19 protein-coding genes and 1 other RNA gene are annotated in these 25,597 nt (G+C 40.3%); 17 read left to right on the top strand and 3 right to left on the bottom strand.

Features of this window, described 5'->3' with window-relative positions; genetic code table 11:
- Positions 1–15: 15 nt before the first annotated feature.
- From DWB64_RS02600 to DWB64_RS02645, 10 genes are all read left to right on the top strand, one after another.
- Positions 16–828 (top strand): pyruvate, water dikinase regulatory protein, encoded by an 813-nt coding sequence (locus tag DWB64_RS02600; protein WP_129486629.1) that lies wholly within the window; start codon positions 16–18, stop codon positions 826–828.
- A 136-nt stretch (positions 829–964) separates the two neighbouring features.
- Positions 965–1,972 (top strand): deoxyguanosinetriphosphate triphosphohydrolase, encoded by a 1,008-nt coding sequence (locus tag DWB64_RS02605; RefSeq protein ID WP_129486630.1) that lies wholly within the window; start codon positions 965–967, stop codon positions 1,970–1,972.
- A 13-nt stretch (positions 1,973–1,985) separates the two neighbouring features.
- Positions 1,986–3,872 (top strand): DNA primase, encoded by a 1,887-nt coding sequence (dnaG, locus tag DWB64_RS02610; RefSeq protein ID WP_164980194.1) that lies wholly within the window; start codon positions 1,986–1,988, stop codon positions 3,870–3,872.
- A gap of 65 nt (positions 3,873–3,937) precedes the next feature.
- On the top strand, positions 3,938–5,044 hold the full coding sequence (gene rpoD / locus DWB64_RS02615; RefSeq protein ID WP_129486632.1) for an RNA polymerase sigma factor RpoD: 1,107 nt from the start codon (positions 3,938–3,940) through the stop codon (positions 5,042–5,044).
- A 242-nt stretch (positions 5,045–5,286) separates the two neighbouring features.
- Positions 5,287–5,976, top strand: a complete 690-nt coding sequence (locus DWB64_RS02620) for a class I SAM-dependent methyltransferase (protein ID WP_129486633.1) — start codon at positions 5,287–5,289, stop codon at positions 5,974–5,976.
- Entirely contained in the window at positions 5,952–7,070 is a 1,119-nt protein-coding gene (locus tag DWB64_RS02625) for a Nif3-like dinuclear metal center hexameric protein (RefSeq protein ID WP_129486634.1), read from the top strand. Before DWB64_RS02620 ends, DWB64_RS02625 begins: the two co-directional genes overlap by 25 nt.
- Before the next feature lie 61 nt (positions 7,071–7,131).
- Positions 7,132–7,470, top strand: an RNA gene (gene rnpB, locus DWB64_RS02630) — RNase P RNA component class A.
- Positions 7,471–7,664: 194 nt separating this feature from the next.
- Positions 7,665–9,701, top strand: a complete 2,037-nt coding sequence (locus DWB64_RS02635) for a methyl-accepting chemotaxis protein (protein ID WP_129486635.1) — start codon at positions 7,665–7,667, stop codon at positions 9,699–9,701.
- 584 nt (positions 9,702–10,285) lie between these two features.
- The gene (locus DWB64_RS02640) at positions 10,286–12,034 is read left to right on the top strand and encodes a CHASE domain-containing protein (protein ID WP_129486636.1); all 1,749 of its coding nucleotides are present in this window, start codon (positions 10,286–10,288) and stop codon (positions 12,032–12,034) included.
- Between the two features lie 86 nt (positions 12,035–12,120).
- On the top strand, positions 12,121–13,215 hold the full coding sequence (locus tag DWB64_RS02645; RefSeq protein WP_206736641.1) for a phosphotransferase family protein: 1,095 nt from the start codon (positions 12,121–12,123) through the stop codon (positions 13,213–13,215).
- 26 nt (positions 13,216–13,241) lie between these two features.
- On the opposite strand, the gene DWB64_RS02650 is transcribed toward DWB64_RS02645, so the two are convergent.
- The gene (locus DWB64_RS02650) at positions 13,242–13,505 is read right to left on the bottom strand and encodes a hypothetical protein (RefSeq protein WP_129486637.1); all 264 of its coding nucleotides are present in this window, start codon (positions 13,503–13,505) and stop codon (positions 13,242–13,244) included.
- A gap of 194 nt (positions 13,506–13,699) precedes the next feature.
- On the opposite strand from DWB64_RS02650, the gene DWB64_RS02655 reads away from it, so the two are divergent.
- The gene (locus tag DWB64_RS02655; RefSeq protein ID WP_129486638.1) at positions 13,700–15,679 is read left to right on the top strand and encodes a methyl-accepting chemotaxis protein; all 1,980 of its coding nucleotides are present in this window, start codon (positions 13,700–13,702) and stop codon (positions 15,677–15,679) included.
- Between the two features lie 469 nt (positions 15,680–16,148).
- Here DWB64_RS02655 and DWB64_RS02660 read toward each other — a convergent pair whose 3' ends face one another.
- Together DWB64_RS02660 and aac(6') are read right to left on the bottom strand one after the other, a co-directional pair.
- Positions 16,149–16,625 carry a transposase gene (locus tag DWB64_RS02660; protein ID WP_129486639.1) on the bottom strand — a complete coding sequence of 159 codons (477 nt, stop codon included), beginning with the start codon at positions 16,623–16,625 and terminating at the stop codon, positions 16,149–16,151.
- 258 nt (positions 16,626–16,883) lie between these two features.
- Positions 16,884–17,324 carry an aminoglycoside 6'-N-acetyltransferase gene (gene aac(6'), locus DWB64_RS02665; RefSeq protein ID WP_129486640.1) on the bottom strand — a complete coding sequence of 147 codons (441 nt, stop codon included), beginning with the start codon at positions 17,322–17,324 and terminating at the stop codon, positions 16,884–16,886.
- Positions 17,325–17,556: 232 nt separating this feature from the next.
- Between aac(6') and DWB64_RS02670 the strand changes: the two genes are divergently transcribed.
- The 6 genes from DWB64_RS02670 to DWB64_RS02695 all read left to right on the top strand — a co-directional run bounded on the left by DWB64_RS02670 (position 17,557) and on the right by DWB64_RS02695 (position 25,368).
- On the top strand, positions 17,557–18,186 hold the full coding sequence (locus DWB64_RS02670; RefSeq protein ID WP_129486641.1) for a carbohydrate binding domain-containing protein: 630 nt from the start codon (positions 17,557–17,559) through the stop codon (positions 18,184–18,186).
- Positions 18,187–18,381: 195 nt separating this feature from the next.
- Positions 18,382–19,605, top strand: a complete 1,224-nt coding sequence (locus DWB64_RS02675; RefSeq protein WP_164980195.1) for a glycoside hydrolase family 5 protein — start codon at positions 18,382–18,384, stop codon at positions 19,603–19,605.
- Between the two features lie 311 nt (positions 19,606–19,916).
- Positions 19,917–21,743, top strand: a complete 1,827-nt coding sequence (locus DWB64_RS02680; protein WP_129486643.1) for a GGDEF domain-containing protein — start codon at positions 19,917–19,919, stop codon at positions 21,741–21,743.
- 474 nt (positions 21,744–22,217) lie between these two features.
- Positions 22,218–22,775: a hypothetical protein gene (locus tag DWB64_RS02685; protein WP_129486644.1), complete on the top strand. Its 558-nt coding sequence runs from the start codon at positions 22,218–22,220 to the stop codon at positions 22,773–22,775.
- Positions 22,776–22,815: 40 nt separating this feature from the next.
- Complete coding sequence (locus tag DWB64_RS02690; RefSeq protein ID WP_129486645.1) at positions 22,816–23,922, top strand: NADH-dependent flavin oxidoreductase; 1,107 nt, start codon at positions 22,816–22,818, stop codon at positions 23,920–23,922.
- A gap of 162 nt (positions 23,923–24,084) precedes the next feature.
- Positions 24,085–25,368 carry a sorbosone dehydrogenase family protein gene (locus DWB64_RS02695; RefSeq protein ID WP_164980196.1) on the top strand — a complete coding sequence of 428 codons (1,284 nt, stop codon included), beginning with the start codon at positions 24,085–24,087 and terminating at the stop codon, positions 25,366–25,368.
- The last annotated feature ends 229 nt before the right edge of the window (positions 25,369–25,597 follow it).

A 25,597-nucleotide genomic window follows, 5' to 3' on the forward strand; every position in this document is an offset into this window, starting at 1 on the left:
AATTTGGAGGCAATTATGGGCAAATATTATATCTATATCATTTCCGATTCTGTTGGTGAAACAGGAGAGCACGTAGCGAGAGCGGCTGCCGGACAGTTTAAAAATAGTGAGTTCGAAGTAAAGAAGTATCCTTATATCGAAGATGTGGAGAGGATCAAAGAGATTTTGGAAGAAGCCGCCACCAGAAGGTCGATACTTGTCTTTACTACCGTGCTTCAGCATCTACGAGAGATGATTACAGGCTTTTGCAAAGCGCATAAAATGCCTTTCATCGATGTGATGAACCCCTTGATCCATACCTTCAAGCATTTTTTAAACGAGGATCCGATCAACGAACCGGGCACGATTCACAAGCTGGATGAGAAATACTTCAATCGTGTCGAAGCCGTTGAGTTTGCGGTGAAATACGACGACGGTAAGGATCCGCGCGGTGTAAAGAAAGCGGATGTCGTCATCCTTGGAATTTCAAGAACCTCGAAAACGCCGCTGAGCATGTACCTTGCGCATAAGAACATCAAGGTGGCGAATATTCCACTTGTCCCAGAAGTGCCCGTACCAAAGGAAGTCTACGAAATCAGTTCTAAGAAGATCGTGGGTCTTACGAACACGCCTGCCAAATTGAACGAAATACGTGAAGAAAGATTGAAAGCGCTTGGGCTTACGTCTAACGCGATTTATGCGAACATGAACAGGATAAACGAGGAGCTTGAGTACGCAGAAGAAATCATGAGCGCTATCGGATGCCCGGTGATCGATGTGTCCAACAAAGCGATAGAAGAAACTGCCAATATCATTCTACAGATCCTAATGGAACAAAAACAAGACTAAAACCGCTGAGGCGGTTTTTCTTTTTTATAAGCCGTATGTTTTAACATAAAATAAAATAAATTTAGAGGTGATTTCTTAGTTATGACGAATTAACTATAATAGAAGAAGTTGTCCTGACTCGAAACGAGGTGATCGGATGTCTTTAAAAGAACGGATGGAACAAAGAGAAAGAGATTGGCTGAGTGAGTTTGCCATGAAGTCGGTGGATTCAAAGGGGCGAAGCGTGCCTGAAGACTCGTGCGATTACAGAACCGCTTTTCAGAGGGACCGCGACCGCATCATTCATTCCAAATCATTCAGACGGTTAAAACATAAGACGCAGGTGTTTTTATCGCCAGAAGGTGACCATTACCGCACAAGACTTACCCATGCGCTCGAAGTCGCGCAACTTTCAAGGACGATAGCGAGAGCCTTGCAGCTGAATGAAGACCTGACAGAGGCGATTGCCCTTGGTCACGACCTTGGACATACTCCATTTGGCCACTGCGGTGAATCGGAACTAAATAGGATCCACCCGGGAGGTTTTGAACACAGGGTGCAGAGCCTCAGGGTGGTCGAACTCCTTGAAGAACGCAAGGACCACATAAGAGGACTTAATTTGACATGGGAAGTCAAAGATGGTATACTTCATCATTCGGGCTCTACAGAACCTGCGACACTCGAAGGACAAATTGTCCGTCTGTGTGACAGGATAGCGTATATCAATCACGATATCGACGATGCTACCCGCGCAGGAGTCTTGGATGTCAATACCTTGCCACGTGTGTTTGTAGATTATTTTGGTGCGACCCATAGCCTCAGAATCGATAAGATGATCACAGATGTGATCATGACAAGTGATGGAAAGCGCAGTATCAGAATGAGTGAGGACGCATGGGAGATCATGCAGATTATCCGAACATTCATGTTTAAAAACGTATACTTGAATGACGAAGCCAAAGGCGAGGAGCAAAAAGCGCGTAAACTGATAAATTATCTGTATACGTATTTTGGTGAGAATCCCGATCGGCTACCGATCGAGCAGCAAACTTATGCTGAAGAAGAAGGTATCATCGCTGTAAAAGATTTTATCGCAGGCATGACGGACCGTTATGCTGTCAATCTATATAAAGAAATTACAGTGCCAAAATACTGGCACGGATAGATGGTGGAAAAAAGTGGGGAAATACAAACGTGAAGTAACAGCATATTTGCTTGATCATCTAGATGTGATCGATGTGGTTGGTTCAGTTGTTCCCCTGAAAAGAGCAGGGAGAAATCACAAGGGATTGTGTCCTTTTCATAATGAAAAATCACCTTCCTTCGTGGTATCTGACGAACGTCAGACCTATCACTGTTTTGGTTGCGGCGCTTCAGGATCTGCAATCAATTTTGTCATGCAATCCGAAAACCTCGGTTTTTTGGACGCGCTTGAACAATTGGCGGAAAGGTATTCTGTGGATATCGCTCAGTTTTTAGAAACTGATTTTGCTAAAAAAGAAGCGAACACAAAAGACCTGTACGATGTGATGAAACAGGCCGCAAGGCTCTATTATCAGTCGCTTACAGAATCAAAGGAAGCCAAGGCCTATTTTCAGGATAGGGGACTTTCAGAAAAGGTGATGAAACAGTTCGGTCTGGGATTCGCTCCTGACAGCTGGGATTTCTGCCTTAAGGGTTTGAAGAAGTACGGAATAAAAGAAGAGCAGATGCTCAGCTGCGGACTAATCGTTAAAAAAGAGAACGGCGGATATTACGACAGGTTCAGAAACCGTGTGATGTTTCCGATATTCGATCATCGGGGAAGAGTGGTCGCCTTTGGCGGTAGGGTACTTGATGACAGTGTTCCAAAGTACCTCAATTCACCAGAGACTCCCATATTTTATAAATCAAATACGCTTTATGGTTTGAATGTAGCAAGAAAATCGAACACCAAGGAGAACAGGGTCATCCTCGTTGAAGGATATATGGATGTGATCACCCTGCATCAGTACGGCTATGTCAACACGGTCGCATCCTTGGGTACTGCACTGACTGAAGGACATGTCAAACAGTTGAGTCGATTATATAAGGAAGTGATCTTCGCCTATGACGGGGATGAGGCAGGACGCAACGCCATTATCAAGTCGCTGGATGTGTTTAAGGGCTACCATTTAAAGGTGAAGGTTTTAGACATGGGCGATGTCAAGGATCCGGATGAGCTGTTAAAGGTTCATGGAAAAGAGGGATTCGACAAGCAAATCGACCTAGCCATGAACACGATAGAGTTTTCGGTAAAAAGGCTTGAAAAAGGGTATAACTTAAAAGATGACGAAGATCGCCTGCAATTCCTATCAGAAGCTTATAAGATGATCGCAGGTCTGACATCCGATTCGGAGCGTGAAGTCTATCTTAACCATCTGGCTGAGAGGATAGGGCTCAGCGCTGGAAACGTCATCGCCGATTTCAATAGGGAACAGGGGTCGGCCATCCAAGTCGAAGAAACCGCCCGCGAACATCACCACGACGTTGATGAGGGTGAGGACGACGGCTGGTATGGAGTTGATTTCGAACCTCCTGAAGATCTTGATGGGGAGGACTTATCCTACGAAATATCCGATACCCCCTTGATTAATACTTCAAAATTGCTTACAATAGAGAAAGCTGTGTTAAAAAGCGCATTAATGTCCAAAGGATATGTGCAAATTATAGAAACGCAGCTTCAAAATGGATTTTACTACGAAGCAAATGCGGATTTATTTACAGAAATCAAACGATATTATTCATCGTTCGACGCATTCGAGATCATGCAGGCAGCAGAATATTTCGCTATTGAGCAAGTTAAGAAACTCAAAGAGATTCTGTTTGATGTCGCTTTTGTCGGAAGCAGTCAAGATGTTGAGAAATTATTAAAGCTTCATAAAAAACTATACTACGAAGCGCGCATCAAAGAAGTGGACAGTTTTATTCAAAAGTTGAAGATGACTCCCGGCGATGATGCAAATTTGAAGTATCGTGAAAAACTAGTTGAACGAATAAAACTTCAAAAGGAACTTTCTCAGGTCACCAAATTGCTACAGGGGTGAGTTGAGGCTTATAGCCCCGTATACAGTGTGGTTTGACTTAGCATTTGAAAGGAGAATTAGGTCTGATGACAAAAAAACCTAATCAAGTAGAGGCAGTAAAAGAACTGATTGCAAAAGGTAAAGAAGATGGATCGTTGTCATATGATGATATCAACGACGCCTTATCCGAGTTTATCCTAGATAAAGACCAGATCGAAGATATCTATACTTCATTTGGAGACCTTGGTATCGACATCATCGGTGATGGTGTGATCGAAATGACTGGCAAAGTGGATGATGACGTCGATGACGATGAAGACGAGATTAAGCCTTCAAAAGCTGATTTGTCTGTTCCAAAAGGCGTGAGCATCGATGATCCGGTTCGTATGTATCTTAAAGAAATCGGTAAAGTGCCGCTACTTTCTGGTACTGAGGAGATCGAACTTGCTAAGAGAATGGAAGAAGGCGACGACGAAGCTAAGAAAAAGCTTTGCGAAGCGAACCTCCGTCTTGTGGTAAGTATCGCAAAAAGATACGTCGGTAGAGGAATGCTGTTCCTAGACCTTATTCAAGAAGGTAATCTGGGTCTTATCAAAGCTGTTGAAAAATTTGATTGGCGTAAGGGATACAAGTTCTCCACTTATGCCACATGGTGGATCAGACAGGCGATCACTCGTGCGATAGCCGACCAGGCCCGTACTATCCGTATTCCGGTGCATATGGTTGAAACAATCAACAAACTGATCCGTGTTTCAAGACAGCTTTTGCAGGATCTGGGTCGTGACCCTAAACCTGAAGAGATCGCTGTTGAGATGGACATGACTGTTGAAAAGGTTCGTGAGATTTTAAAAATCGCACAAGAACCGGTATCGCTTGAGACTCCGATCGGTGAAGAGGAAGATTCTCATCTTGGAGATTTCATCCCGGACACAGACGCTCCAGCTCCAGCGGATGCTGCTGCATTTTCAATGCTAAAAGAGCAGCTCTTAGAGGTGCTTGATACCTTGACACCTAGAGAGCAAAAGGTGCTTAAACTTAGATTCGGTCTTGAAGACGGTAGAGCAAGAACACTTGAAGAAGTCGGTAAGCGATTTGAAGTAACAAGAGAGCGTATCCGACAAATCGAAGCGAAAGCCCTAAGAAAGCTTAAGCACCCTTCAAGAAGTAAAAAACTAAAAGATTATTTAGAATAAATCACTTAAGCTGTTTCGAGAGAAGCAGCTTTTGTTATATAATAGGGACTAGCGATTAGCCTTTAGCTATTGGTAGTTAGCCTTTGGGAAATTCATAACCCGACGAATACAAGTCTTGCACTTCCAAAGACAAAAGGCAAAAGGCAAAAGGCAAAAGACAAAAGGCAAAAGGCAAAAGGCAAAAGGCAAAAGGCAAAAGGCAAAAGGCAAAAGGCAAATTCCCCAAACAAAAGGAGCATATCATGAAACTAACCCCAAGACTGCAGACCATCGCAAACATGGTAGACAAGGGTTCTATAATAGGCGACATAGGCACGGACCACGCGTATCTACCGGTATGGCTGGTTGAAAATAGCATCTGTGAAAGGGCTTTTGCGACAGATATCAACGAGGGACCGCTTGCAAACGCTGTGGGCACCATTGAAGAGGCAGGGTTCTCAGACCAAATCACCACAAGGCTTGGTGGCGGTATCGAGCCCTATCACCTTGGTGAGGCTAACGCCTATGTCATCGCCGGAATGGGTGGCATGCTCATCATCGACATACTCACAACATCAAAAGAACTGGCAGACTTAGCGGACTATCTGATCCTTCAGCCCATGCAGGGTAGGGCGGACCTAAGAAAATGGCTGTCTGAGAACGCCTATGAAATCCTCGAAGAAAGAATCGCAATCGAGGGTGAGAAGTTTTATGAGGTTATCAAAGTAAAAGCCGGTAAAGGCACCCATATGACATGGGCAGAAACCGAACTCGGTACAAGCATGCTGCAGGATGAGAACTACTACGAATTTTTAGACCATAAGATAAGAGTGCATGAACGCATACTGGCCGGCGTCAAAAAAGGCAATGACCAGGCTGCCATAAGTCGAGTAGAAGCAGAACTTAAAGCCATAGAAGAGGTGAAGTCATGCGCGTTAACTCAAAAAAGATAATCCAGAAACTAGAACAGCAGTTTCCCAAGTCTCTAGCGGACAGCTGGGACAATGTAGGGTTTCAAATAGGCAACGAGGACAGTGCGGTCGATGTGATCCTCACCTGCCTTGAAGTCACAGATGCTGTGATCGATGAGGCGGTTGAAAAATGCGCGGGTCTTATCATCGCCCATCACCCATTGATCTTCAAAGCTCCAAAGACCTTGTCGGAGCATGATCCAAAAGCCCACTTGATGACAAGGCTCATCAAAGAGAATATCGGCCTCTATGTGATGCATACCAACTTCGACCACGGAACAGGCGGTCTGTCAGACCTGATGGCAAGCGAGCTGAAGCTCAGCAGAACAGTACATTTGAAAGAAGTGCATTCAGAAAAACTGGTCAAGATCATCGTCTATATTCCTACGGACCATGTGGATGCTGTCGAGACAGCCGTTTTTGAAGCGGGTGCCGGGCACATTGGAAAGTACTCCAACTGTGGCTTTAAAAGCAGCGGACTCGGGTCTTACCAGGCCACCGAGGGAGCGAATCCCTTTATCGGTGAAATCGGCAAGCTCGCAGTAACTGAAGAGGTGAAGCTTGAAACGATCGTACAGGCTGCTAACTTATCGCATGTCATCGAAGCGATGATCAAGGCGCACCCCTACGAAGAAGTCGCCTATGACCTGATACCCCTGATGAATAAGGGCATGACTGAAAGTCTGGGCCGTGTAGGCTACCTCGACGAGCCTATGAGCCCAACTGAATTCGCGCAGCATGTGAAGAACTGCTATGGTTTAGAGACGCTCAAGATGAGTGTGCCAAGAGATAAGAAAATCTATAAAGTCGCTGTGATTTCAGGAGCAGGCATGGACTTCATCGCCGATGTGGCCCATACGCGCGCTGACGCCTTTGTCACAGGAGATGTCAGGTACCATGAGACTATGGAGTCCAGACATTTTGGAATCGCCATAGCCGACGTAGGGCACTTTGAAAGCGAAGTCGTCTTTTCAAAAGGTGTAAAGGCGATTCTTGATAGAATGATCGACGAACAGGGATACGACTTAAGGGTAGAGGCAAGCAGCGCAGAAAAACCAATTTTCGAGTTTTACTAAAAGATAGGTCCAGTAGCGCTTTCACTTGACTTTAGACGTTTAACCTCGTATAATCACAGAGTGAGTAAGCCAGATGATCGCACAGGCAACTGTGAGGAAAGTCCGAGCTCCGTAGAGCAGGGTGCTGGGTAATACCCAGTGGAGGCAACTTCAAGGATAGTGCAACAGAGAGATACCGCCTGATTTATCAGGTAAGGGTGGAAAGGCGAGGTAAGAGCTCACCAGCATGCAGGTGACTGCATGGCTATGTAAACCCCACCTGGAGCAAGACCAAGCAGGGATATAAAAGAGCGGCTGCTCGTCGCTTCCCGTAGGTAGGTCGCTAGAGCCCGGATGGCAACAACGGGCCCAGATAGATGATCGTCTAATACAGAACTCGGCTTATAGGTTTGCTCACAACCATAAGTGAAAGAACACTCAATTTATTGGGTGTTTTTTTGTGTTTAAAAGAGGGTGGTTATGATGATGTACAAGTACAAAATATATTGGGTGTGGAGACTAGAGCATTCTTTTGTTATATGCTTTAGCAAATGGGTATCGTTAAAATACTATGTTGTCATAACAAAACTAGCACAAGTTGAAGGGGAGTAAAAAATGGAGAAACAGACAAAGTCTTATAGAGCAAATGAAACAAAAGTAAGATTCAGTATCAGCAATCAATTGATGTTGTTTTTCTCTTTAATCATCGTATTTGTATTATTGGCAGTAGGGTTAAGGTCTTACATAAGCGCAGAGAAAATCATTAAAGACAATTTGGTTTCGAATTCTCAGGCTCTAAACCTGGAGATTTCGAACGAACTGCAATACTACTTAGGCAAATATGAGCTTGTCGTGTCGTATTTGGCATCTGATGCAAATGTGAAGAACGTCAATGATGACACCGACAAAATATGGATGCTCAATGTCTTTAAGGGATTCATTGCCCAAGACCCTGACATCATGTATGCCTATGTCGGGTCATCAACCGGAAAAATGTACATGATACCGGATGAAGCACTGCCAGCCGGTTACGACCCTCGTACAAGACCGTGGTACACAGATGCTGTTGAAGCGGACGCTTTGGTCTGGACCCCTCCGTATGCCGACGCGAGCTCAGGAGAAGTGGTCGTGACAGTAGCGAAACCGGTCAAAAGCGACACCGGCAAACTGTTGGGTGTTGTCGCGCTTGATTTAAGGTTGAATACTCTTGCCGAAAAAATCCATAACGTTAAAATCGGCAAGTCAGGGGCCGTTTATATGGTCGACAATGTTGGCAACATCATCGTTCATCCCGATGAAACCCTTGTGGGCCAACCCATGCCTGTCGCTGAAATCTATGATGCGATGCAAAAGAATGACGAAGCGGTTGTGAATTATAAGTACAAGAATAGCGAGGGGAAATCAGAAGACAAGTTCACCACCTTTGCCACAATCCCAGGAGTCAATTGGAAGATAGGTGCCGCTTTCTCCGTCAAAGCCGAAATAATCGATGACAGCCGAAACATTCTAATCAACATCATCGTCATAGGTCTTATTGCCCTAGTGGTTTCAATTGTTCTTTCCTATTTCTATGCAAGAAGCATTAAAGGCAGCATTCAAAAGATCGTCGCAGTGCTCGGCAAAATGAGAACAGGCGATATGTCTTCAACACTTTCTATCAAATCCAAAGACGAGTTTGGCCTCTTGGGACAGTACTTCAATGATACGACAAAAGCGCTTTCGCATTTGATCAGTGACATTCAAGTGGTTTCAGATAATCTATCCGAGTCCGCAAGCAGCCTGGCTGCGACTGCCGAACAAACGAGCGCGTCGGCTGATGAAGTGTCCAAAGCAATCGATGACATCGCGAAAGGCGCAAACAATCAGTCTGGAGAAGCGGAGCAGTCGGTTGTTTTAGCCCAGTCCCTATCCACTAAATTCGAGAAACTCAACACCAATGTCAAAGACATGATGGAACAAGCGAAAGAGGTCATGAGTTCGAATAATCTGGGCTTTAAAACACTTGATGGCTTAAAGGCCAAAACACTTATGAGCACCGAATCCAATTTAAAAATTGAAGAAGTCATCTCAAGCTTAAATGAAAAGACAACACAAATCGGAGGCATACTCGATTCAATTTCCGCGATTTCTGTCCAGACAAACCTCTTGGCCCTAAACGCTTCGATAGAAGCGGCTAGAGCTGGAGAGCATGGCAGAGGCTTTGCTGTTGTCGCGGAAGAAATAAGAAAACTTGCTGAGGAATCGTCACGATCTGCCGACGAGGTTCGAGTGATTGTCACAAACATCCAAGAGGACAGTGTGAAATCTGTTAAGAGCATGAACGAAATGAAAGTGATCTCAAACGAACAAACCGCCGCCGTTGCGGATGTTGCCAAGTCGTTTGATTCCATCAGCACCTCGATAGATGGCATCGCCAATCAAATCGATCATATTTCATCGTACATGGTTGAAGTGATTCACGATAAAAACAACATTACTTCTTCAATACTGAATATTTCATCCGTTTCTGAAGAAACCGCCGCAGCCTCGGAAGAAGTGACGGCTTCGATGCAGCAACAATCAGAAGCGGTAGAGGAAGTTGCCAAAGCGGCGGAGATACTGAATGAAATTGCCATCAACTTAAATAATGAATTGTCAAAATTTACAATTTAACGCTCGTTAGATTTCAAATTTCTGATTTTGATATGTTAACCTGAATAATGTCGCAGTCATTAGAATCTTATTTCGTTAAATGATAAACTACATTTAGAAGTTGGACACTATGGCTGAAACAGAAAACAACATAAAACTCGGATAGATATCGCCGGAATTTAGTGTTTCGAAAACGAGACCGGCGGAAGTTGCTCTTGCAGAAGTATCCCGATGGTCTAAATGAGTTGTCAAAAAACGGTGATTTTACGTTGATTCGGTGTATTTAAGTACCATTTTCAACCTAGATTGCAGCTAATAAAACGGCGTTTGCTCTTGCAACAGCAACTGATGTATAGAAACGGAAGTTAGTTTTTCAATCAACCGAAATATAAGAACCTTGAGGGTGTCCACTCAAGGTTGCTTTCGGCAATGAATTTTTGAGCCAATTGCTCACGAATTTCTGCACCTTTAACAGACTTTGCAGATTAATTTGATAGTTGAGAAACAAGTGCTGAAGTTACCTAAAAATCGAGGCACGGTTTAAGGTCTCATTTTAGGGGATATATCCTCAAGGAAATGGCGGTTATGGTACTCGGAGGAACTTTATGAGAATGTATAGAAATTCAAGTGAATTTAAAAAAAATCTACCAGTGCTAGTGGTTTTAATAATGTCAGCCTTGTTTGGTTTGATTCTAGTTCAAGAAGTGAAGTACGAAGTTTCTTCGGAAAAAATAAATGCTCAGAAGGATTTGCAATTAGTCAGCGTGAGTCTCAGTGAATTGATTTCGAAACCTATTGATCGTTTGCAAGGTTTAAAGTTCTTTTTTGAGGAAAATCCAGATTTTGAAAGCATTGCGTTAGAAAAAATGGCAGCAAGAATATTTGATAACTTCGGGAAATTAGCCAAAACTGTTGCGATAACGGATGCTGGTGTCATCAAATTTATTTATCCGTTAAAAGGAAATGAACAGGTGATCGGGATCGATCTTCTTAAAGTAAAATCCCAAAAGGTGCAGACCGCTAAGGTATTTCAGACAGGAGAAAATACTTTGTTAGGGCCTCTAAAGGTTCTACAGGATTGGAAAGCACTTATACATCTCTCCCCAATTTATGCGAACTCAAGTAATTCAAATCAGGTGACAGGTCTTATGACACTTACGATCAATGATGAGGAACTGTTTAAGGAATCCGGTATAAGCCGTCTGATAGAGACCCACTATGTTAAAATCACGAATATACAGCAGGATCTTGAAGAAAATGCAATTATAGATACGACGGAAGGTAAATCTTATGATTTTATAAATATGGACATTTATCCAGTTGATCAACATTGGAAAATATCCATATATCCAAAGGGTGGGTGGGAAATTCGATATGAGGTCATGGTTTTTTTAGTGATTTTGTGGGTGACAATGACTGGATTGCTGACTGCATTTACACTATGGTTGCTCAAAAAAAATGCATTTCTCGAGAATGCAGTTATAGAGCGAACGAAAACTCTGGTTGATACGAATGATTACCTTGAAAACAGTCTTGCGGAAAATGAAGAGAAGCAGGCCATGCTCGAAATCATGAATGAAAAATTGGAAAAAAACATCATAGAACTTAGATACTCACAAGAACGAGTCGTATCACTGGAAAAAATCAGAGTGATTAACGATATGATGAACGGCATAGCTCATCAACTCAATACACCCCTTGGAAATATCAAGCTGATGCTATCATATGTTAAGTCAATATTTGAAAGCAGTCAAACGTCAGATCATTTAATCCATCAAGAATGGGCCCAGTCTTTAAGTGATAGCCTCGATATAATTGAGAACAGCACAGATAAAGCCATTAGAATTGTATCAAATTTCCAAACGATCTCTTTTTTAAACTTGAATCAAAAACTGGAGCCAATCATTATTTGTAATTTCATCAATGACCTGATAACCGAATCTATGGATGAGCATTATATTAGATTCATAAATAGCGTACCTGAAACCGTAGTCATTGTTTGCAACAAGTCCTTACTCAAACAAGTGATTTCAAATATCGTGATATTTTTCAGCGAATTTGCAGATCGTGAAAAAAACTGCGATATTGTATTTGATTTTGTCACCATCAATGAGATTACCGCACTTCAAATTCATGTTCTGAATAACAATATTCCTGATGATTTCACAAAGAAGATATTTGATCCACATCTCATGGTTCCATCGCGGAAACTCACTGGATTGGAATTGTTCATGTCGCATTTTGTAGCAGTTAAATTACTTTCGTTTGAATTGAAATACAATTACGAAGGTCAAGATTGTCACCTTTTCATGCTCTATCTGACTCAAATCCTTGATGAAGAGGGCTCTCACTGAAAACAGAGTTATGGACCGTTTCGGGTGAAAACTTAGAGGCGGTCTGTTTTTATGTAAGGGTCATTAAGGACATATTTGAGTAATAGTTGCTTATCCTCATTAGTACCTATGGAAATAAGGTACTTCTGTCATCAGATTTGAAACAACACATTACTTCCAAAAAGCAGGGATCGATTTATAATAATGAAAAAGGCTTAAACAAAGCCTTAGAAAACATGCTTCAAAAAAACATAATAGAAGCCACTGCTCAAGCAAAGAAGCTCCATGGGGGAACAGTCGCTGAAGTGTTGCTTGTACAGGGGATTGCAACGACTGACACCCATGATGAAATTCCCTACAAGCTCGTGCATAAAATACAAAAGCAGTGGAAACGCAGGGCTGACGAGGATTCTTGGAGAAGGGAATATGATTTATACAAGTCAGAACTCAGTAGTCACATGACCGATGATTTGAGGTGGCCAACCTGTTATCACTTAGAACAACAGGTGGACCAAGTCCAGATATGGATGGAATTCATAGATGGTGTAACTGGACACGACCTAACCCTTGATATGTTTAAACTTGCTGCAAAAGAGATGGGTAGATTTCAGGGCAGACTACTTCGAGACAAGCCACCCTTGTTAAATGACCTTAGTAACCTAAGCCGAGAGTCCATGATAAAGGAAGTTTACCAGTCCTACATATCGTGGCCAGAAACATATGACTATATAAGGTCTGAAACCTGTGAACTACCTCATCATATCTGTCAAATGCTGATTAAGAATGACGAAAGCGCTAAGGACTTATGGCAGGCAATTGAGAATCTGCCAGTTACCCTAAGTCATAGAGACTACTGGGTGACAAACATTTTTTATGTGAAGGATCAAATTCGACTGATTGATTGGGATACAACCGGTTGGGGGGCAATTGGTGAAGATATTGCTAGTTTAATCATTGATGAAACAGCCCCAGACATGATACATGATTACTATAAGACTTGTGTTCCTGCTTACTTAGAAGGTTTGTCTGAGTTTATCGATATGTCAAAGTATCAGGACATTTATATCTATGAACAAATACTCCTTTTCTTTGGGTACAGAATGGTTGAAGGCTTTAAGTTTAGCGAGTCAGAGAATGACAGGAAATACTGCTTAGATGTTCTTCAGAAGTTATATGAATTGAAAGCCAACGAAAAATGCTAAAAGAGTTATCTCTTTTAGCATTCTTATTAATCAAGACTTAAGACCTTTATGATTTCAAGAAAGGAATCCTTTGCATGTTTTTCCTGCCATGGATGATGACCACATTCAGGTAGCAGATGATATTCAAAAGTTATGTTCGACTTTTGAAAGGGTTCAATAACCCCCTTGATATCATGCGAATCATAATCACCTTGAATGACATGTAAAGGAATAGCCAAATTTTGAGTGATATTTAAGTGTTGACCTGATTTTCTTAACTGAGCGGCTTGAGACCATATGGACTGGAACATTTAAAATCAGCTTGACCATGACTGTCACTTTTTATTTCATAGGACTTTAGTCTCATTTTTGTTTGCTCATTTAATTCTCTCTTATATATCAATTGAATATTTGATATATTTATTTGGATACTCGAAGTATCAAGATAGAGAAATCAACTTATTATTTGATTACAAGGAGGAATAAGGCAGTTGCCTTAACAATTATGAAATTAAAATTCAAACTGATCACAGTCTTCGTCGCACTCACTATTCTCTCAATTTCAATACTTGGAACACTCACTTACTTCAAATCACAAACGATTCTTAGTGCTGAAGTCGGAGCAATGACAAATACGTTTGTATCCCAATTATCAGAGAATTTATCCTATCAAATGCAGACGTATCGAAATTCAGCTACTCTGATAGGCAAGTCAAATTTCTTTGGTGAAACCTATCGCACAAAAGAGGGAAAAGAGTTAGAAAAACTATTTGCTCATTATGTAGCTGAGTTCCCTAAAGTTTCTAATATTTATGTTGGCTTTAAAGACAAATCCTTTTATATCTCACCATCTGTAGATTTACCATCAGACTATGATCCGACAAGCAGACCTTGGTATCAAGATGCGATGAAAGAAAATAGTATTGTGTGGACAAATCCCTACTTCAACGCTACGGACAATACATTAATCGTATCTTTAGCGATGCCTGTTTATGATGGAAATAATAAGACACAGCCAATTGGTGTTATGGCGGTCGATATCAATTTGACGCAATTGGCTCAGGAAATGAATGAGATCGTTATTCTAGATACCGGTTACCCGGTAATTGTAGATGCTACTGGAAATACCATGACTCACAAAAATACAGAACTCATAGGAAATCCAATTCCTGTAGATGCTATTGCAAGTGCGCTTGCTACTAGTTCAAAAGGTGAAGTGGAGTATACCTTTAGCGGTGCAAAGAAATTTGCGATCTATACTACGATTGAAGAGACGAATTGGAAAGTCTTGGTTACAATTGATCAAAAGGTTCTAGAATCTAAGTCGATACCAATATTAAATCAAATCCTAATCATTGGTTTCATCGTCATTTTGTTCATTGCACTTGTAAGTGTACTTTTCGCAATGCAAATAACCAAACCTGTTAATCTGCTGAAATCTAGTTTGGAAAAGGTAAGGAATGGCGATTTTACAGCAAATGCAACTGTAACTTCAAAAGATGAAATTGGTGAAATGGCCAACTCGTTCAATAATATGCTTGAAAATGTTAGAGATATGATGATTAAAACAAAAATTGCCGCTTCATCGGTTAATTATTCCTCTATTGAGTTGGCAACAAACGCAGACAATGCGCTACAGTCGGCAGATGAAGTTTCACAAACTGTAACTGAAATCGCGCAAGGAGCAAGTTCCCAAGCGGAAGATGCTGAAAAAGGAGCAATGATTGCGCATCAGCTGAATGAAGAGATTGAAACACTATTGGAATTGATTCACACGATGTCTTCAAAAGCCAATGATATTCAAAACCAAAATAATACTAGCAATGTGACGGTTGGTACATTATCTGATAGAACTGCAGAAAGCCAATTGGCAATCAACCAAATCGGATTGGCGATAGATGCTTTAAAAATGAAGTCACTTACAATTGGCGACATTGTAGATACAATCAGCATGATTGCCAATCAGACCAATTTACTTGCACTAAATGCATCGATAGAAGCGGCAAGAGCTGGTGAGCATGGAAGAGGATTTGCAGTTGTAGCAGAGGAAATAAGAAAGCTTGCTGAGGATTCTAATAAGGCGGCAAAAGAAATTCAATCAAATATTGAAGATATTCAGGTACAAAGTAATGAAACATCGGAGTTAATGGTTTCTGTAAACCAAAGCGGTGTTTTGCAAAACAAAGCAGTGGATGAGGTAAAAGATACCTTTGGTCTTATTTTTGAAAGAATTCAGGAAATCAGCACGTCTATTCTTGTAACTGCTAAAAAGGTAGATGAAATTGCGATAATGAAAGAAAAAATGCTTGAGTCAAATGAAAACATTTCATCGGTTTCTGAGGAAACAGCAGCTGCATCTGAAGAGGTAACAGCTTCGATGGAAATGCAAGCGAGTAATGTAAAGGCGGTTTCAGAAGCGTCAGCGGCATTAAAAGAATTATCGTTGGAATTAAGTGAGATGTTGACATCCTTTAAGACGGAATAGAAAGTTCTCGGTGCCAGATACGGAGTGCTTTTGACCAATGATTTCCTATTACAAGTATAAGGAGCTGTCGCAAAATGATAAATAAATCATTTGCGACAGTTTTTTTGTTTTTATCCATCAAAGTCACACTCAATTGATCATCGTTGCTCGTGACAAGAACGGTTTAAGTGCTTTTTAGGCATGTCAAAAGAGCACACGAGGGGTGCACTTGAAGAGTCAATGAAGATGCGGTCCTGCCCCTGTCTGATAGGAGCAGCGCTCCTCGGGCCACAAACCTGAATACAGCTCACTCCAGACCCTAACGCCCAGACTCGACATCCATGTCGAACTGGGCTCTTCGGGCGTCCTGCCCTACGCACGGGTCTTCCGTTCGCAGATTCCTAAAGATCGCGGCTTCGTCACTAGAACTACTCCCATCAGACAGAGGCATCCCCTTCACCATCTTGACAAGAGACTGACGGTGCCGAGTTTAAGCCGCCTTGGGGTAGATGAGCATTTGACCGTTCTTGCCACGAGCGGTTTTTGAGAGTAGCTTGTTGACGTTCATAGAGAAGGCATACATTAAACACTGCATATGGGTGTTTTTTATCCCTCGTTTTGTGACGCGTCTAAAACCCATGGCTTCTAGATTCTCATCAGACATGAAACGGTTGATTGTACTATGGTCAGGAATTTTATTACCTTCAAGGAGCCATTTAAAACGAAGGTCATACAGACAAGCCTGCTCAATCGCACGACCGCTTGTGATACCAATCATATGACCAAAGAGTGTGATTCTTGAAAGTATTCGTGGTGGGTATGGCGGACGTCCGATACCAGCGTGCAGGTCGTAGTAGGGATGCATGGAAAGTTCGTTCATGATTTGTTGAAAAACGCGCACGGGTGCGTCTTTAGGTAAGTCATATCCGTGATCATAGTGAAAAGAGAGTTGAATTGCAGTGGTCATTGTGGTATACTCCTCGTGTGTAATATTGTCTTAGAAGCTATATTATACCAGGAAGAACAGTGCCACTTGTGGCCTGTTTTTTTCGTTTTTGGTTGAATTTACTACCCATAAATATAAGTAACGAATGATTCAACTGAGGATGACTAAAGTGCAAATAAAAACAAGGTATTCGCATGGAATACCTTGAGTTAATCGGGTGAGTCGCTTATGGAATTATATTCCTGTTTTGCAACAGCCCCTTGTTAGTATAGTGATACGTTATCCAATGGTCTTTATAAAACAGACTAAACGATTAGCTTCTTCAAATCCTACTGCGCTGTGGAAATCTATACTTAGCGTGTTTTCCAATTCACAATCTGACCCCAGCTCCTTGCAACCTTTAGCCTTTCCCCATTCTTCTGCAAAGCGTACCATTTCTTGCGCGATGCCGCTTCTTCTTGCATGCTCCTCAACGAATATTCCTTCTAGATAGGCAACAGGAGTTGTTTCACAACCTTCAACATAGTGATTTCTTAAAGAGAGTTGCATGAACCCTATCAAGTGTTTCTTATCATCCTCGTATAAAAACATAGCTTCATCTTCCGCTAACAATGATTCCTCAAATTCAGCCTTTAACTCAATATTCTCATTGTCTGGCCATAGTTTAAGTCCTAGTTCGACTAACTTATCAATATTGCTTTGATCTGCAGTGATAATCATATCGCACCTCGCTTCATATTATAAGAAATACATCCGTTATCAGAGATAGATTCCCTATGCCGTCTGACGTTACAATATAACTTTAGCATTTGAATATCCATTTGTCATTGAATCAACATACATTTATTTCAAGTAATTAGATTTTACGACATCTAGCCAGTTATGGCTTGATTGATGGGTTCAAATTCGTTATGATGGATAAAGAAATCGATTTCGTAAAAAGGAGAGCTTTATGAAAAACAACAGACTTATCTTGGTTCTACTGATCCTGTCACTTATTATGCTTCTTATGGCGTGTAGTGGAGCAGAAAAAGAGGATGCAATATCAAACACAGAGGTGGAGAAAACAACGGAACAAGTAGTGGTAGAGGTTGTAGAGGAAGAAGCTGAAGTTAAGGCTGAAGAAAAGTCAGAGGTTGCCTTTAATCATGAACCTATTGTGAACGGAGACTTTGAGAAGGGGCAAGAGAATTGGTCGACCTACTTTCATTTTGACGCAGCCGGAGTTTTTGAAGTCGTAGCTGGTCAAGCTATGATCAAAGTCGAGCGAGATGGTGATGAGGATTATTCGATTCACCTCTACCAGGGGCAGTTTACACTCGATGATACCAAAACCTACACGTTGACGTTTGATGCAATGGCCAAACAGGAGCATGACCTGTTGGTGGTTCTTGAGAACTCAAAATATGATCGTCATGTCAGTGAGACGGTTAGGTTAACAAGTGTCATGCAGACCTTCACACTCGATTTTCAAGTACCTGAAGAGCCAGTATCTTTAAAATTGCTATTTGGTGAACTGGGTGGAAAAGTATCAGGTGAGAATGAGTTTGTTTTTGATAACGTACATATCGCTGCTAAGTAAGATAAAAGAGCTATGTTTTCAATTACAAAACTAGCACTTTTTTAACTCTACCTGTCTTATCAAATTCTATTGGAGTAAACAATGATTAAAAAAATTCTTATCGTTATTTTAATGACTCTACTCTTACAGGGCTGTACCTACCGAGAGGTTGATTCAACTTCCATTGGTGAGGAATCGGTTGAGGAGGTGCAAGTAATGAGTAAAAGAAAAGCCATAGCAAATACGGATTTTCTTAAAACCCAGGGGAAGAATATCTATAATGATTTTGGTAGAGGTGACCTTGTTCAACTAAAGGGTGTCAATATCGGTGGTTACCTCTTCCAAGAATTCTGGATGACTCCCACAAAACCCAGCAAAAATGTTAAAGCTGAACTGGATATTTACAGATATCTAAGTGATACGTACGGCAAGGATAGAATGAGAGAACTGATCGCTGTATATCAGGAGAATTATTTTACTGAAAGTGACTTCAACAATTTGCATGATTTAGGCGTTAATGTTGTGAGATTGCCCTTTTGGTACATGAATATCATTGATGAAAGTGGAGAGTTCCTACCTGATTGGTTTAGGCGATTCGATTGGTTTATCAGTGAGGCAGGCAAGCGGGGCATTTATGTGATACTTGATTTTCATGGAGCGCCGGGGTCTCAAAATGGGAGTGATCACTCAGGGGTAGATGGAGAAGACCATAAAGAAGCAGCTTCAGAATTCTTTTTTGGTCCTGACGAAGTCGTTAGGAGCAACCAAGCCCTTTACTATAAAATTTGGGAGGAGATAGCAGGCCGCTATAGGGATAATCCAGTAGTCGCAGGTTATGATTTACTCAATGAACCCTACTGTACTTATCGCTACACCTCACAACGTACAGCAGATGAACTGCATGAGTTGTTATGGCAGGTTTATGATGAAGCCTATACAAGGATTCGCGCGATTGATTCTGACCATATCATCATCATGGAAGCTACATGGAACCCAATAGATTTGCCCCATCCTGATAAATTTGCTTGGACCAATGTCATGTACGAGTACCATAACTACCTCTTTGACGATTACAAGAATGAAGAGGGAAAACAAATAGAAAACATGCGCAAAAAAGTAAATCTAATTGAACAGGCCAACTATGACGTTCCATCCTTTATGGGCGAGTTTTCTTACTTTGACAGTTATGAAGCTTGGAACGAGGGAGTAAAACTGCTTAATGATGCAGGCATCCACTGGACGTCTTGGACCTATAAAGTGACCTCTAACTACGGTAACTGGGGACTATATCACCACACGGGTGGTGATATCAATATCGAAGCGGTGGATGATGATAAACTTGAATTGATTTGGGCCAAAGTCGGTGATTTAAGAACTAACGAAAATTTAATTGATGTTTTAAAAAAGCATTTTACTTATAAAGACATTGCTTTTGAATAGTAGGTTCAAATAATCTGAATAACAAGTACAAGAGCCATCTGATCAAAATAAATGATTAGATGGTTTTTAATACTCTTTGTACTTCACGATTACTAGTCCCTGGTACCACCAAATATTTTGTTTTAGAAGGTTACAACAGATTGAAAGCACCAATTGATAAATCCAATTGATAAAGCAGTGCAATTATATGATTTACTTAGCAGTTTTCATCGTATTTATGGGTATAGGAATATAGTATCAGTAACCAGTCACTTGGGAATAGATCATTTATACAGACGACTTTTCATTACAAATGGAAGGATACCTCATTTATGAAAAAGTACTTATCTGCAATTATTATTTTTACAATAATTTTCATAACCTATATTTTCATCTTTTTCGCAATCTTAGATGAAGGAGGTATGAATGTTACTGCTACGTCAGGTGCGATTGATTTGACTAGTTTTGAATTCAATGAAAGGTCATTTGCCAGTATTACCGGTGAAAGTGAGTTTTATTGGAATGAGTTCATTTATTCGGACAATGAGGAATCAAAAAAAAATCCATTGATTATTTCTTTGGATAGCAGTTGGAATCAAGAGGATAATGCTGAATTGGATGGTAAAGGGCACGGCTCTTATAGGATGATGATTAAGATGGAGCCAGTAGATAACTTGGCGATCAAATTATCAGATGTTCTGACGAGTTATCGTCTTTATTGGAATGGAAGACTCTTGGGTGACCTTGGTCAAATAGGTGAAAATGAGGCTTCTTCTGTTCCCATGAATAGACCAAGCACCTATATGATAGGTCAAGTTCTACCTGTAAATGAACTAGTCATTGAAGTTTCAGATTACCATTTAGGAAAAGGCGGGATTAATAATCCTATAAAAGTCGGGAGTAAGTCTGCATTAGACTTATCAACTTTTGAAAATATTGCTATGACACTGTTTATTGTAGGAACCTTTATTACCTTATTCTTTGTTTTGATGCTTGAAAATGCTACAGGAGGTAGCTCTTTTGTCAATAGAAGTCTGATTTTCATTCTTTTTGTTTTTTCAATAAGGGCGATAACGGTTGGAGAACGGTTGATTCTTTATGTGATGGATGATTTGTCTTGGACAAGCATCTATCGAATAGAAAACATATCCATTGTCCTGATTGCAGCTGTCATCTTAAGGATAATCAGATATAGTGTTGAAGATGCTTTGATTATCAGACTTTCTATTGGAATCAGCTGGTTAGCAAGGGGTCTTTTAATAACCTTAATCACTCTTCCGCCAAATGTTGTTATGGGTTATACAAAATACTTTTTATATGTCATTATTCTATCTGTTGTAGTTGTTACTATTAGGATTTTTTATGCTAAGTTATATACACGGTTATTGACAAGATTTTCACTCTATTCACTATTTGCCTTGATGAGTGCTGTAATCCTTGATGTTTTCATTCAATTTGATGGCGTATTAGGTGCGGATATTACTGAATTGGGGTTTCTTATTTTTACCTATATTATGATTTTTGCTGGATATCGAGATAATAGAGAAAATGTATTGATTCGAGAACGGCTTCAAAACGAGTTAATAGAAAAGAATACAATGCTTGAAGAGTTTAATCAAAAGCTGGAAAGAAGAGTCCAACAAAGAACCCAGGAACTTGAAGAAAAAAATAGCTTATTAAAGGATATGTCACAACGCGACGGTCTAACAGGGCTATTTAATTATCGAACGATTCATCAGATTGCACAAAAATACTTTGATAAAAAAAATAAAAACGAAATGTGTATTGTCATGATAGACTTAGATTATTTTAAGGACATTAATGATAATTATGGGCATATGATGGGGGATGAAGTCTTAATTGAATTTGGTAGATTCATGACAGAAAATACACGATCAGAAGATGTGATTGGACGATATGGCGGTGAGGAATTTATCATTGTGCAATATGGTATAGATTTGGAATCGGCATACGCTGTCATTGACAGACTAAGAGAGCAAGTCAGTCAACTGGTTTTCGGTGACGAAAAAGTTCAGATTACATTCAGTGCCGGAATGGAAAGCGGAAAAAATGTGACGACACTTGAAGAACTAGTGAAGAAAGCCGATAAAAAGCTTTACGAGGCCAAAAATACTGGAAGAAATAAAGTCGTTTCGTAAATGGACCATTATAGAGTTAAACTTTTCAGTGGCAGGCTAAGAGAGAGTCTTATGACCCATGATTACAAATACATAATGACAAGTATAATAGTCATCTAGTCATTTATTTTCATCAGATGGCTCTTAATAGTTTTTTGCATACTATTTAGATAGACCTAGATCATTATATTGGTCGGAGTGAAGCTGTAGCTAATAGAAGTATTATTGAAAAAATTGCAAAAGTTCTCAGTGCCGGATATCCTAAGCTTTTCTGCAAATTTTGTAAATTGCTTTGTACTGAGAGATAACTTCTTGTGATAGTTTTAAAGAAGTAGGATTAAAGATTAAACCTATCAAAAAATAGATGTAAAGGCTATCAAATTTGACCTGGCCGCTTAACACTGATGTTGGATGTTATTGGACCCATCTTACTACGGTATAAGTAATAATATCGGCACTGATAAGAATTTTATAAGAATGAACGGGAGAACCACCATGTATGATGTACTTTCTAAAATTGGAAGCAAACTTAATGATGCCAATGTAACTTGGGCTGTTGGCGCATCAATACTCTTAAGTCAATACGGTCTCATCGATAAGCCAAATGATATCGATCTTATTGTTCATCTTGATGATATCGAAGTCTCTGATAAACTTCTTTCGACATTAGGACAAAAGATACCTCGTGAGCCATCTGAACACTATTCAACCCGGCATTTTAATGAGTATATTATTAATGATGTTGAAATTGATGTCATGGCAGGCCTTACAATACATCATGCACAAGGTGAGTATACATATATATTTGATAATAAATCTGTTGTAGACACCAAGCAAATAAATGGAGTTCCTATCCCTTTTACAAGTTTAGAGGATTGGTATCTACTTTACCAGATTATTCCTGATAGAGAGGATAAGGTGAAATTGATAGAGGCTTACTTGATTAAACAGGGAGTTAGTCATATGGGGGTTTTAACTAGAAGTCTTCATGGAAATCTTCCAGATAAAGTTGTGGATAGGATTAATAAACTAATGAAAACAAAAGAAAGATAGTGTAGAATGTAATTGATAATGATTATTAAAAGGAGGAGTTATGTCACTTTTTGAGACTTATAAACTAAATGGACTAGAGCTACGTAATAGAATTGTTATGGCACCAATGACGACATGGTCAGGGAATAGTGATGGGACAATAAGTGAAGCAGAGCTTGCTTATTATAAAATCAGGTCAGAAGGTTGCGGTATGGTCATTACAGCCACTACCTATCTTGATCCGTACGGTAAGGGCTTTAAAGGACAGTTCTATGCTGGTGATGATCAAATGCTGCCAAGCCTTTCTAAGTTGGCCAGCGCGATTAAATCGGGTGGGGCAAAAGCAATTTTACAGGTGTTTCATGCTGGAAGAAAGTCAAGCGTCGAAGACATGCCTGATGGCAATACGCGATCGGCTTCTGATGTACCGGGTAACAGAACTGGAGAAAATGTACCTGTTCCCATGACAAAGGAAGAAATCAATAGCCTTCTCGATAGCTTCTATGATGCAACTTTAAGGGCCCAAAAAGCTGGTTTTGATGGTATTGAAATTCATGGGGCCAATACTTATCTTATTCAGCAGTTCTTTTCTCCCCATGCCAATATTAGGACTGATGAGTGGGGAGGAAGTTTAGAGAAAAGAGCTCGCTTACCTCTTGCAATTGTTAAGGCTACACTAAAGGCCAAAGAAGATATTGGTGATGATGCTTTTATTGTCGGTTATCGCTTTAGCCCGGAAGAGAACCATACCCCAGGTATTACATTAGAAGATACCGAGTATCTAGTTAATAGATTGTGTGAAACAGATTTAGATTACCTGCATATTTCATTAGGTGATTTCAGACAAGAAAGTCTGAGAGGTGAGCCAGTTAACGTATTGAATCGTGTTCTTGAAATGATAAAAAATAGAAAACCTTTGATTGGAGTTGGAAGTGTATTCTGTATCGAGGATGCGCAAGCGCTTATGGAAGATGGTGTAGATTTGGTTGCCCTAGGCAGACAATTACTCGTGGATCCCAAAACCGTTGAAAAGTGGTCGAGGGGAGAGAGGGCCAATTTATACTACAGGCCTGATGATGAAGCATTAATGATACCAAAGGCCTTAAATGATGTGATTATAAGAAATCATGGGTGGTTACCTATGGAAGATGAAGAGTCACCAGTCTAAATAAAATATAAAAAACCTCAAAATGTGTCGAATTCAGTAGATTCATTTTGAGGTTTTTTCATAGGCATGAGAACAACTAATTTCATCTGTCTATTTCACTTTATCTCAAATCGATTAAACGTAATTACAGGAGGTACATATAGACATAAAGAGGAGGTCATTATGAATTTCAAATATATCAATATTATTGCTTTATTACTTGTATTAGCTTTAATAGCAGCATGTTCGCCTGAGTCAGATCAAAACAATGGCTTTGAAAGTCAATCGACAAGTGAGGAAGTGTTTACTGAAACTACAACAAGCACTGTGACTACCACAGTTACAACTACTGCGACTACTTCGAATGGAGGGGAGCCAGAAAGAACTGAACTTGAAGAATTATATCAGCGCTATAGTGCGCCTGGTGAATATACTTATGAAAGAGTATTTGAATCAATCATGTTTACTTTACCCCTTCATATGACTTATCTGAAAAGTGAACCGGAGTTTGTTTATGTGGTTCAAAAAAATGGTCATGTGTTAAAAGTAGACACGAAGAATGATCGTTCTACTCTATTTTTGGATGTGAGTGACAAGATTGACGTTAGCAAAAGCGAGAAGGGTTTGTTGGGATTTGCCTTTCATCCAAACTACCCAGATACTCCTTATGTATATATAAGTTACACAAATCAAAGTTCTTCGATCATCGCTTCTTTAGAGGCTAACGATGGAGAAATCAATAAGGGCAGTCATAAGGTGTTACTAAGCTTTGACCAACCCTTTGGTAACCACAATGGAGGTCACTTAGAGTTCGGACCTGACGGATATTTGTTTATTGCCAGTGGTGACGGCGGTTCTGCTGGAGATCCTCAGAATAATGGTCAAAATCTAGGAAATCTACTTGGTAAGATCTTGAGAATCGATGTTGACTCAAAAGAAGAAGGCCTTGAATATGGACTACCTGATGATAATCCCTTTATTAACCATGATGCAAGAGGCGAGATCTTTGCCTATGGTTTAAGAAACCCATGGAAGTTTTCTTTTGATAAGACTAGAGGGATCATACTTGCAGCCGATGTTGGCCAAGGTGCCATTGAAGAGATTGATATCATTTACACTGGGCGTAATTATGGCTGGCCTATTAAAGAAGGTACACAAGTCTATAAAAATCTTAAAAGCGATGATGAATTGATTGACCCCATATGGGAATATATGCACCCTATCGGCAAGTCTATCACAGGAGGTTTTACTTACTATGGGACCATGTGGCAAGATCTTTATGGTTACTATATTTACGGTGACTTTGTCAGTGGACAGATTTGGGCACTATGGATAGATGAAAGAGGAGTTGTAAAAAACCATGACCTCTTTGATACTAGTATTAGTATTGCATCATTTGGTCAGGATGCCAGTGGTCAAATCTATATACTTGATATACAGGGTAAGATTTATAGGTTCACCGAATAAAAAAAGCTTTCAATACAAGGCACTCTATTCTTTAGAAGTGATTCATTGTCATATTTCATTAATAGGCTAAATCAGTGTGAGATTAGATACTTGACAAAGTTATAATGATTCCATACAGCTAAAACAGCATCGCAGAAATGATTGCTTCCATAGGATTGACATCCACTACTCCACGCCGCTGAAAAGACGTATTATAAACAGTTTTTGAAGTAGCTGACAACAAAGGGCA

The organism is Fusibacter sp. A1 (assembly GCF_004125825.1).
GTDB lineage: Bacteria > Bacillota > Clostridia > Peptostreptococcales > Acidaminobacteraceae > QQWI01.

Bases quoted from the DNA above. Each gene is read 5' to 3' on its own strand.
- DWB64_RS02600 (WP_129486629.1), top strand. From the start codon at position 16: ATGGGCAAATATTATATCTATATCATTTCCGATTCTGTTGGTGAAACA.
- DWB64_RS02605 (WP_129486630.1), top strand. From the start codon at position 965: ATGTCTTTAAAAGAACGGATGGAACAAAGAGAAAGAGATTGGCTGAGT.
- rpoD (WP_129486632.1), top strand. From the start codon at position 3,938: ATGACAAAAAAACCTAATCAAGTAGAGGCAGTAAAAGAACTGATTGCA.
- DWB64_RS02620 (WP_129486633.1), top strand. From the start codon at position 5,287: ATGAAACTAACCCCAAGACTGCAGACCATCGCAAACATGGTAGACAAG.
- DWB64_RS02625 (WP_129486634.1), top strand. From the start codon at position 5,952: ATGCGCGTTAACTCAAAAAAGATAATCCAGAAACTAGAACAGCAGTTT.
- DWB64_RS02635 (WP_129486635.1), top strand. From the start codon at position 7,665: ATGGAGAAACAGACAAAGTCTTATAGAGCAAATGAAACAAAAGTAAGA.
- DWB64_RS02640 (WP_129486636.1), top strand. From the start codon at position 10,286: ATGAGAATGTATAGAAATTCAAGTGAATTTAAAAAAAATCTACCAGTG.
- DWB64_RS02650 (WP_129486637.1), bottom strand. From the start codon at position 13,505: ATGTTCCAGTCCATATGGTCTCAAGCCGCTCAGTTAAGAAAATCAGGT.
- DWB64_RS02655 (WP_129486638.1), top strand. From the start codon at position 13,700: ATGAAATTAAAATTCAAACTGATCACAGTCTTCGTCGCACTCACTATT.
- DWB64_RS02660 (WP_129486639.1), bottom strand. From the start codon at position 16,625: ATGACCACTGCAATTCAACTCTCTTTTCACTATGATCACGGATATGAC.
- DWB64_RS02670 (WP_129486641.1), top strand. From the start codon at position 17,557: ATGAAAAACAACAGACTTATCTTGGTTCTACTGATCCTGTCACTTATT.
- DWB64_RS02675 (WP_164980195.1), top strand. From the start codon at position 18,382: ATGAGTAAAAGAAAAGCCATAGCAAATACGGATTTTCTTAAAACCCAG.
- DWB64_RS02680 (WP_129486643.1), top strand. From the start codon at position 19,917: ATGAAAAAGTACTTATCTGCAATTATTATTTTTACAATAATTTTCATA.
- DWB64_RS02685 (WP_129486644.1), top strand. From the start codon at position 22,218: ATGTATGATGTACTTTCTAAAATTGGAAGCAAACTTAATGATGCCAAT.
- DWB64_RS02690 (WP_129486645.1), top strand. From the start codon at position 22,816: ATGTCACTTTTTGAGACTTATAAACTAAATGGACTAGAGCTACGTAAT.
- DWB64_RS02695 (WP_164980196.1), top strand. From the start codon at position 24,085: ATGAATTTCAAATATATCAATATTATTGCTTTATTACTTGTATTAGCT.